15 protein-coding genes and 2 tRNA genes are annotated in these 8,575 nt (G+C 42.7%); 16 read left to right on the top strand and 1 reads right to left on the bottom strand.

Features of this window, described 5'->3' with window-relative positions:
* Positions 1 to 394: 394 nt before the first annotated feature.
* Genes LIR34_RS14045 through LIR34_RS14085 form a run of 9 tightly spaced genes read left to right on the top strand, consistent with a single transcriptional unit; the run spans position 395 to position 5,285 of the window.
* The gene (locus LIR34_RS14045) at positions 395 to 1,234 is read left to right on the top strand and encodes a hypothetical protein (protein WP_173903042.1); all 840 of its coding nucleotides are present in this window, start codon (positions 395 to 397) and stop codon (positions 1,232 to 1,234) included.
* Positions 1,235 to 1,789: a hypothetical protein gene (locus tag LIR34_RS14050; RefSeq protein ID WP_173903043.1), complete on the top strand. Its 555-nt coding sequence runs from the start codon at positions 1,235 to 1,237 to the stop codon at positions 1,787 to 1,789.
* A complete protein-coding gene (locus tag LIR34_RS14055; protein WP_005422823.1) occupies positions 1,776 to 2,042 on the top strand; it encodes a hypothetical protein in 267 nt (88 codons plus the stop codon). Before LIR34_RS14050 ends, LIR34_RS14055 begins: the two co-directional genes overlap by 14 nt.
* A gap of 52 nt (positions 2,043 to 2,094) precedes the next feature.
* The gene (locus LIR34_RS14060; protein ID WP_167531105.1) at positions 2,095 to 2,256 is read left to right on the top strand and encodes a hypothetical protein; all 162 of its coding nucleotides are present in this window, start codon (positions 2,095 to 2,097) and stop codon (positions 2,254 to 2,256) included.
* Positions 2,257 to 2,268: 12 nt separating this feature from the next.
* The gene (locus LIR34_RS14065) at positions 2,269 to 2,496 is read left to right on the top strand and encodes a hypothetical protein (protein WP_173903044.1); all 228 of its coding nucleotides are present in this window, start codon (positions 2,269 to 2,271) and stop codon (positions 2,494 to 2,496) included.
* A 1-nt stretch (position 2,497) separates the two neighbouring features.
* Entirely contained in the window at positions 2,498 to 2,929 is a 432-nt protein-coding gene (locus LIR34_RS14070) for a phage holin family protein (protein ID WP_005422817.1), read from the top strand.
* Positions 2,929 to 4,572 (top strand): hypothetical protein, encoded by a 1,644-nt coding sequence (locus tag LIR34_RS14075; protein WP_173903045.1) that lies wholly within the window; start codon positions 2,929 to 2,931, stop codon positions 4,570 to 4,572. Before LIR34_RS14070 ends, LIR34_RS14075 begins: the two co-directional genes overlap by 1 nt.
* A 15-nt stretch (positions 4,573 to 4,587) precedes the next feature.
* Positions 4,588 to 5,124 carry a hypothetical protein gene (locus LIR34_RS14080; protein ID WP_173903046.1) on the top strand — a complete coding sequence of 179 codons (537 nt, stop codon included), beginning with the start codon at positions 4,588 to 4,590 and terminating at the stop codon, positions 5,122 to 5,124.
* A 2-nt stretch (positions 5,125 to 5,126) separates the two neighbouring features.
* The gene (locus LIR34_RS14085) at positions 5,127 to 5,285 is read left to right on the top strand and encodes a hypothetical protein (protein ID WP_173903047.1); all 159 of its coding nucleotides are present in this window, start codon (positions 5,127 to 5,129) and stop codon (positions 5,283 to 5,285) included.
* 118 nt (positions 5,286 to 5,403) lie between these two features.
* On the opposite strand, the gene LIR34_RS14090 is transcribed toward LIR34_RS14085, so the two are convergent.
* Entirely contained in the window at positions 5,404 to 5,727 is a 324-nt protein-coding gene (locus tag LIR34_RS14090; RefSeq protein WP_055218497.1) for a hypothetical protein, read from the bottom strand.
* Positions 5,728 to 5,863: 136 nt separating this feature from the next.
* On the opposite strand from LIR34_RS14090, the gene LIR34_RS14095 reads away from it, so the two are divergent.
* The 7 genes from LIR34_RS14095 to LIR34_RS14125 all read left to right on the top strand — a co-directional run bounded on the left by LIR34_RS14095 (position 5,864) and on the right by LIR34_RS14125 (position 8,421).
* The gene (locus tag LIR34_RS14095) at positions 5,864 to 6,121 is read left to right on the top strand and encodes a helix-turn-helix domain-containing protein (RefSeq protein ID WP_005422811.1); all 258 of its coding nucleotides are present in this window, start codon (positions 5,864 to 5,866) and stop codon (positions 6,119 to 6,121) included.
* Positions 6,122 to 6,231: 110 nt separating this feature from the next.
* Positions 6,232 to 6,363 carry a hypothetical protein gene (locus LIR34_RS14100; protein WP_005422810.1) on the top strand — a complete coding sequence of 44 codons (132 nt, stop codon included), beginning with the start codon at positions 6,232 to 6,234 and terminating at the stop codon, positions 6,361 to 6,363.
* A 113-nt stretch (positions 6,364 to 6,476) separates the two neighbouring features.
* Positions 6,477 to 6,755, top strand: coding sequence for a hypothetical protein (locus LIR34_RS14105; protein WP_173903048.1), 279 nt, complete (start codon positions 6,477 to 6,479; stop codon positions 6,753 to 6,755).
* 13 nt (positions 6,756 to 6,768) lie between these two features.
* Positions 6,769 to 6,933 (top strand): helix-turn-helix domain-containing protein, encoded by a 165-nt coding sequence (locus tag LIR34_RS14110; RefSeq protein ID WP_161169758.1) that lies wholly within the window; start codon positions 6,769 to 6,771, stop codon positions 6,931 to 6,933.
* 77 nt (positions 6,934 to 7,010) lie between these two features.
* The gene (locus LIR34_RS14115; RefSeq protein WP_173903049.1) at positions 7,011 to 8,060 is read left to right on the top strand and encodes an IS30 family transposase; all 1,050 of its coding nucleotides are present in this window, start codon (positions 7,011 to 7,013) and stop codon (positions 8,058 to 8,060) included.
* Positions 8,061 to 8,196: 136 nt separating this feature from the next.
* Positions 8,197 to 8,268, top strand: a tRNA-Glu gene (locus LIR34_RS14120).
* Positions 8,269 to 8,349: 81 nt separating this feature from the next.
* A tRNA-Glu gene (locus LIR34_RS14125) sits at positions 8,350 to 8,421 on the top strand.
* Positions 8,422 to 8,575 lie beyond the last annotated feature (154 nt).

The raw sequence follows: 8,575 nt of genomic DNA on the forward strand, positions 1-8,575 counted from the left end.
TCATACACACCTAACAGGAAAAGAAAATAAAAAGGGTATGCAGGCGCGGGATCGGCTTTCTACGGTACCAACTCCGCCGGGGTTCGCTGCCCGTGGCGTTTTGCGAACTTGAACAATGGCGGGAATGCTGGTCTGGCTGCGGAGAATGGCAACAATGCGCCGGGTAACTCGAACTGGAACAGTCGTCCGCGAATTTATGTATTTATGAAGGCAGGTGAAAACTTGCTGAAATGCGTCTGTATATCCGCGCATAAGCGAAAATCAGTAAAACCGGAAGCCGGGAAACTGGCATGTATAACCGCGGGTTATGCGTGCGGCAAGTAGTAACAAGACGGATCCTGATTCAAGGATCTGTCGCAACCGAAAGCCGCTTCACACATAAAGTAAAAATAAGATGGCACATAAAAAGAGATATAAAAAGTTAAGCAGACAGCTGTGCGAACAGGCAGTTGTCGAATGTTTCAAAGGAAAATGGAGAAGAAACGATGTACTGACGTTTATTGAAAAGTATGCAGGAATTCCACGCGACGATATAAAAATAGATGATTTATCCGGATCGTGGAAGTACAAAAATGAAGCTGTTGAAGCGATTGGCTTGGCAATGCTTGGGATTGTGGAAGATCTGGTCGATCACGGAATAGAACCGGACGATATGGAACCAGTGACGATCCGGCAGCGTCCGGATGGAATGACGGGAAAGATCAGGGACATTGCACTGCTGTGTATTATGCATCAGCTGATCGGTCATATTACGAAACTGATGATAGAACCATTGATTCAGGCGCGATTGCTTCCAACGCAACATGCAAGCATTCCGGGACACGGGCAGACAATGCTGAAAGATCAGATGTTGCGTTATTTCCTGAAGGAATCGCTGGGAATTGAATATGTGAGAAAAACAGATGTTGTACATGCATATGCTTCACTTCAATACGATGTATGTATAGAACTGGTGATGATGGAAATTCCGAAAGCAAGATATGCGATCGGGCTGCTGAAATATTTAAAGAGCGTCGCACCGGGCGGACATCTGATCATCGGCGGGTATCTTGATGCATGGCTCTTTAATTTTGCGATGTCGTATGCGATCCGCTATCTGTATACACTGGGATCGACGCGAAGAGGAAAAAAGATACCGTATGTTATACGCTGCGGAACATTTATGGATGATTTTTCGATAGGATCCGGATCCATAAAAGGAGAACAGCGGGCAGTAAAAGCATTGGACAAGTGAATGACAAAGAATCAGCACTTGCAAATAAAAGAAACGACAGGAATTATCAAGCTGTTGCCGATTGAAGAAGAAAAGCGAAGGCGGAACCTGCCGCGTCCGGGGCAAAGGGGCGTACCGATGCTGGACATGGCAGGATACAGAATCAGCAGAACACACATCACGATCCGGCGGCGCGTATTCAAAAGGGCAAGACGACAGCTGATCCGTGGATATAGAGAACTGAAGCGTGATGGAACACTGCGCCGTGAACGGGCGCAGAAGATAATATCGTATAACAGCTATATTGAACAATCTGATTCATTCCATTTACAAGAAAGATACCACACGGAAGAACTGCTTCAGGTGGCGCATTGCGTAAATGGATTCTATGGACAACTGGAATATCAGAAAAGAATGGAGGAATTGCATGATTTACTTGAACGTAGATGCAGATCAGAAGCCGGAAAAGGTAATGATGGAAAATCTTCCGGGTGGCGCAATGACCGTCAGGATGGCGGACAATATCAAGGAATACCGTCAGGAAGATGCAAAGGATCGGAAGATGTACCGTTTTGATGAAGTAGTGTTTGAACTTCCGGCGGACAGTACGATCACGACAAAACAGATCGAAGATGACTTTGAAAAATACTGGGAGTACGGGAAGACTGATCAGGCTGGAAAAGACGAAGACATGAAAGATGATGAACCGGATCCGGAAAGCGGGGGAATGACGCGGGCAGAAATGACTGTTGAAATTCAGAAACTTCAGGAAAAGAATGAAATGCTGGAATCCTGCCTGCTGGAAATGTCGGAGCTTGTATATGCTTAATTTTGTTAGGCATTCAATATACAAAATTTTATTCGGGAAGGAGGGTGAAACGATGATGGCTATGTTATGGGCGCAGAAGATCATGTATGCGGAAACAAAAGAAGAAGCGATTGCACTGTACAAAAGAGTGCCGCGTCTTCTGAAAGATAAGGTCGAACAGATCCTGATCGAAAGTGGATGCGAAGATCTGATCAAAGAGAGCGAAGAGCAGTAAGGAGTGGCAGACATGGGCGAAGTGAAGGAACCGTATGAAGGCGGAACCGGAAGTCTGCTGGAAATCGTCGATATGATGTGCGACGTAACGGAAAAGCTGGCAGACATCGTCAGAAAACAGGCTGTCCTGATCGAGCAGGAGAGGATCGCGGGCGCGGTCTTCCCTGCCGATCTTTCGGAAGAAAGAAAACAGGCAGAAGATGATCTTGACAGGATCGAAATGAAACTAAGGAGGATATGACATGAAAGAAGGAATCTGCACTGCTGTTGGAGTAGTAGGAAGCGCGATTGCAGCTGCTTTCGGTGGATGGGATCAGGCACTTGTGACGTTGGTGATCTTTATGGTGATTGACTATTTATCGGGGCTGATTGTTGCGGGAATTTTTCATAACAGCAGAAAAACGGAAAACGGAGCGTTGGAAAGCAGAGCCGGATGGAAGGGGCTGTGCAGAAAAGGTGTGACATTACTGTTTGTGTTGATTGCATACCGTCTGGATCTTGCGCTGGGCGTAAATTATATTCGCAATGCAGTGATCATTGGATTCATGGCAAATGAATTGATCAGCATCACGGAAAATGCCGGACTGATGGGAATTCCACTTCCGACAGTGATCCAGAATGCAATCGAAGTTTTGACACGAAAAGCATCTGTGTCAAAGGATGGTGAACAGTAATGAAAAAAGAATATCTGACAATTTTAACCAACATTATAGGCGGCGTGGAATCTGGCGGGCAGACATATGGAAAAAGAAAATATGGTGCGTATGCCGGAAAGGCAGCAAATGCAGACAATGAAAAAACGTGTACATTAGGCTGGGCGCAAAATTATGGGAATGAAGGTCGAAGATTGTGTCAGATGATCCTGAAGGCAGATCCGAAAGCCTTCAGGACTGCTGACACAGCAGGAATCGAAAAGAAACTGTCAGTAGACTGGGAAGCTACAAGATGGAATCCGACAGCAAAAGAAAAAGCTGCATTGATTGCGATTATCACAACGGATGCAGGAAAGAAGTGTCAGGATGATTTATTCAAGGAACTGATGGAAAAATATATCGCTGAAGCTGAAGCATACGGCGTTGATAATATACAGGCACAGATGATGTGGTGCGAAGTAGAACATCTTGGTGGTTCAAAACCAGTAAAACGAATTTTTGCGAGAGCGAAAAAGCCATACACACCTGATACAGTGTATGCATCGCTGATCTTAGATCAGAAGGATACAAGCAATGATAATCAGGTGGGGGATAAAAAGTTTGAAAGCAGACATCAGTGTTGCGTGCGGTGGATTAAACAGTATGTTGTGGACAATGTGGATAAATCAGGGGAAGAAGGTACAAAAATGTATTCAAGACAGGCGGTTGTGGATCTGGTAGAAAGCTGGATCGGAAAAAATGAAGCGGATGGATCATATAAATCAATTATTGATATTTACAATAGTTTCACAGGTGCATTCCCGCGCGGGACAAAAATGGCGTATGGATGGGCGTGGTGCGCTTGCACTTGGTCAGCACTTGCCGTCGCGTTGAAATATACGGCAATTATGCCGATTGAAATCAGCTGCTATTATCTGATTGAAAGAGCGAAGCAGATGGGCGTATGGGAAGAAAATGACGCACACGTTCCGAAGCTGGGCGAAGCGGTGCTGTATGATTGGCAGGATAACGGCGTGGGCGATAATACCGGAACACCGGATCATGTTGGAACGGTTACATATGTTAATCAGGCAGCAGGATATTTTGTCGTTACCGAAGGCAATTACAGCGACAGCGTTAAGAAAAGAACCGTATCACTGAATGGAAGATATATTCGAGGATTTATCACACCAAAATATGACAGTGATCAGGCGGAAAGCAAGCCAGTAAATACACCGGGAAAGAGCGTGTCAACCGTAGCGCATGAAGTAATTGCGGGACAGTGGGGGAACGGAGAAGCAAGAAGAAAAGCACTTTCGGCAAGTGGTTATGATCCGGATGCTATTCAGAAAGAAGTAAACAGAATTCTGAATGGATCAGCGGCAACAACTACGAAGCCACAGCCGGCAGATCAGACCATCAGCAAAACCGTCAAGTCAACATGCTATGCGAGAGAGTACGACAAGAAGCTGGCGGGATCCTACGTCACAACAGCTGATCTGTATTGCAGAAACGACGCTGGAAAGAACAAAAAGGCTTTGTGCTGTATTCCGAAAGGAACCACAGTGCATAATTACGGCTATTATAATACATCGAATGGAACGAAATGGTTATACATTACTGTGACGCTTGATGGAGTGGAGTATATCGGATTCAGTTCAATCAGTTACCTGAAAGCAAAATAAGAAGGAGGGAAACAGATGTTTTATGTTGGAAACACTTTCGATGAAAAAGCGAATAAGGGATACAAAACAATCCAGAACGCAAAAAAGGCAGCAGAAAAGGATGGCTTGTCAGTATGGGATGAAGAAGGTGTAAAACTGTATCCGCTGAAAGTTGAGGTGACAGATGACGTTCCAGATGATGCAGCACTGGAAGAAAAACCGGATGGATCTGTGAATGCATATGATGAAACCGGAGAAAAAGTTGGTGAAGTTTCGGCTGAAGAAGTGAAAGAAATAATGGACGAAATCACAGCAGAAGACGTTGAAGCAGCGGCGGCAGCAGCCAGAAGCGAAGAAGAAGTACATGGAACGATCCGCAGAGTGTTTGAAGGAAGACTTCGCCTTCGCAGAAGACCTTCGTTTGAAGACGATGCGATTTGTGGCGTGACGATGTTTGATGAAAAGAAAGTCGAGAAGAAAGCAAAGATCGGTGACAGGGTACTTTATAAGACGACAGACGGATACTGGATTTCGGGAGATCCAGAACACACAGAATTTATTCCGGAGGAATAACGATGGTTCCGGTATCATACATCGTCACAGCAATCGTGTCTGCGGCGTTTGGATCTGTGACAACTATTTTCATGTTATCAATAACAGCGGTAGCGAAGAAAGCGGACGAAGAGGAAGACAAGCTGTTTTGTGAGTACCTAAAAGGTAAGAAAATGGAATAATGAAAAGGCAGCGATCAAAGAACGGTCGCTGCCTTTTGTGCAATATCACGAAAACAGATCAAATACATGACGCTGATCGGAATCTATGCGATGACAATATGTACAAAAAAGAAGAAAATTATTTTTCTGCGATCTGTTTCAACAGGCGGATGATTTCTTCATTCTGACGCATAAGAATGAAATTCTGTTCAACCTGTGCGCGTGACATTTCCAGTGCGAAAGTTTCATTTGAATTTCCACTTAAAAGACTTCCGAAAGAATACATTTTTGAACCTGCAAGACTGGATGCGATTTCTTTAAGGGATGCGACATTCTTTTCTTTGATGTCGTCCGAAGTGTAACTGTCGAAATCAACACCGAATTTTTCCATAGCCGCCTTGTCTTTTGCTTCCTGCTCCGCCTGTTTCTTGGCGATTTTGTCATCTGCTTTTTTACCAAACATAGGAAAAGCCCCCTTCGTTATATAATAATATTTGATCAGTTTTCTGCAATTCTGATCATTAACACAAATATAGGTGAAAAAAGTGCTAATGTCAAGAATGATGCTGAACATTAACACAAGGGATTGAGAATGAAGGATGAAGATATACACCTATAAAGGCAAAAAGAATCTATGCGGTGACAGGATTCGGATTGAACGATTGAAAAAGCGAATGACGCAGATGGAACTGGCTGCGAAAATTCAGCTGCAAGGGATAACACTGGAACGCGACAGTATAAGCAGAATTGAAATAGGGACAAGGTTTGTGACCGATTACGAACTGAAGCTATTTGCAAAGGTTTTGAATGTGACGGTTGATGATCTGCTTGAAGAAGATGACACTATGGAATCATAGTGTTTTTTCTTTGTAAAAAAGTAGCTCAATGAGTAAAAAAAGATTGACAAATAGGCTCAATGGGTATATAATATAATTGTAACAAGGGAACAGCAGGAAAGGAGAAAACAATGGAGAACGAAGAAATGAGCAAAGCCGATTTAATAGCGATGTTGGTATCAATTAGAGAAGTAGCAAGGACAAACGGAGAAATACATACCGTGGAACATATTGACAAGATACTTGAAGAAATAAGAAAATAAAATAGAATAAGGGATCACACAGGGGGCGGATACCTAAACATTCCTGCTAACCGCCCCAAGTGCTTAATTAGATTATAGCAGGAAAAAAATAAAAGACAAGGGGTGCAAAGAAAATGAAAGCTGTAAAAGGATACACAAAGCATGATTATATCATGATATGCAAAGAAGAAGGCGGGGAAGTTTTTAGTTTTGCATCAATAGATGAAGCTGCTGGTTATTTTTCAATGTTCGGGCATGAACTGCCGACTGATGTTGCACTTGATGGAATTTTAAATGATACTAATTGTGACTGGATAGTATTTGACGATGGAAGCGTTATCTTCAAATATTACGGAAGAGGGTATGACGAAAGCGTTATCAATGAAATGATTGAAAAAGAATGCAGAATATAAGGAAGCGAATAGAATGAAAATAGAAGAAGCACGCAAACAGAAAAATATGAGCAGAAGAGAATTGTCAGAGTGGCTAGAAATTCCATATAGAACGCTGACAAACTGGGAAAATGGGGAAAGAAGTTGCCCTGACTATATTGAAAAACTAATTGTCGAAAAAATATTAAGGGATAAATAAGGCTGTATAAATTACAAGGAACCGCAGACGATCATGATCATCGCCTGCGGCTTCTTTTATAGAAGGAGAAAGCGGAGATGGAAAGAACGTTCAAACATTTGACAAAAGCAGACCGGATCAGAATTGAAGCATTGATAAAAGCGGGAGTAAAAATCAAAGAGATCGCGGACATGCTACATGTGCATAGAAGCACGATATACAGAGAGTTAAAAAGAGGACGTTTTACTGCGCTTAATTCAGATCTGACAACGGAAGAAAGATACAGCCCTGATATTGCACATGATAAATATGAAGAAAATCTGAAAAGCAAAGGGGGCAGTCTGAAGATCGGGAATGACATCAGACTGGCGAATTATATTGAAGAAAAGATCATGAAAGAAGATTACAGTCCGGCGGCGGTGCTGGGGGAAATTAAGGCGCAACAAAAAGAAAGTGAATTCAGTGTGATGATCTGTACAACAACACTGTACAGCTATATTGACAAAGGGATCTTTCTGCACCTGACAAATAAAAATCTTCCGGTTAAAAAGAATAAGAAACGTACATATAAAAAAGTTAAGAAAACACAAGCGAGAGCATCAGCAGGTGAAAGCATAGAAAAAAGACCGGAAGAAATTGAAACACGCGAAGAGTTTGGACACTGGGAAATGGACACAGTAAAAGGAAAGCGCGGGAAATCGAAGAACAGTCTTCTGGTATTGACTGAAAGAAAAACACGCGATGAAATTGTGATGAAGTTGCCAGAACATACGGCGGCAGCAGTTGTCAACGCGCTGGACGCGATCGAAAGAAAGTGGGGCGATATGTTCAAACAAGTATTCAAAACGATCACAATGGATAACGGAAGCGAATTTGCAGACTGTGAAGGAATTGAACGTTCAGCACTGGGAGCAGGCAGCAGGACAAAGACATATTATTGTCATCCATACAGCAGCTACGAAAGAGGAAGCAACGAAGTGACAAATAAAATGATAAGAAGACATATTCCGAAAGGAACAAACTTCGATGAAAAAACGGATGAAGAAATATCTGCGATTGAAAGCTGGGTGAATAATTATCCGCGGAAGATCCACGACTATCATTCGGCGGGCGAACTGTTTGAAGAAGAGATCCGGAAAATCAGTTGAAAAAAGTTAAAAAAGTGTCGCATTTAATATTGACATTTTCAAAATTTAAAAAAATTAAAAAAAGTACTTGCATTTTTGAAAAGGCTGGTATATACTAAACAAGTCGGTTGCGAACAGAACCGACAGAGAGCAGTAAGGCCAGTTGGTCAAGGGGTTAAGACGTCGCCCTCTCACGGCGAAAACACGGGTTCGATTCCCGTACTGGCTGCTTAAGAAGTTCTTACTTCTTAAAACAAACTACATATACGATTCTGTCGGAGTGAGAGCATAGAACCGGCAGAGAGAGTAAGGCCAGTTGGTCAAGGGGTTAAGACGTCGCCCTCTCACGGCGAAAACACGGGTTCGATTCCCGTACTGGCTGCTTCAAATAATCAGAGATTTCTCTGATTATTTTTTTTTCCAAAGATATGCTTTGTTCTACCTGTATTCCCAAAATTCTGTCAAAACTCTGTCTTGAAAAGCTTGAATGAAAAAGTAAATTCTACATTCTAATATACCTTGATTTTATGCGGGAT

This window comes from Blautia sp. MSK17_66, from assembly GCF_020538025.1.
In the GTDB taxonomy this organism is placed as follows: Bacteria; Bacillota; Clostridia; order Lachnospirales; family Lachnospiraceae; genus Blautia_A.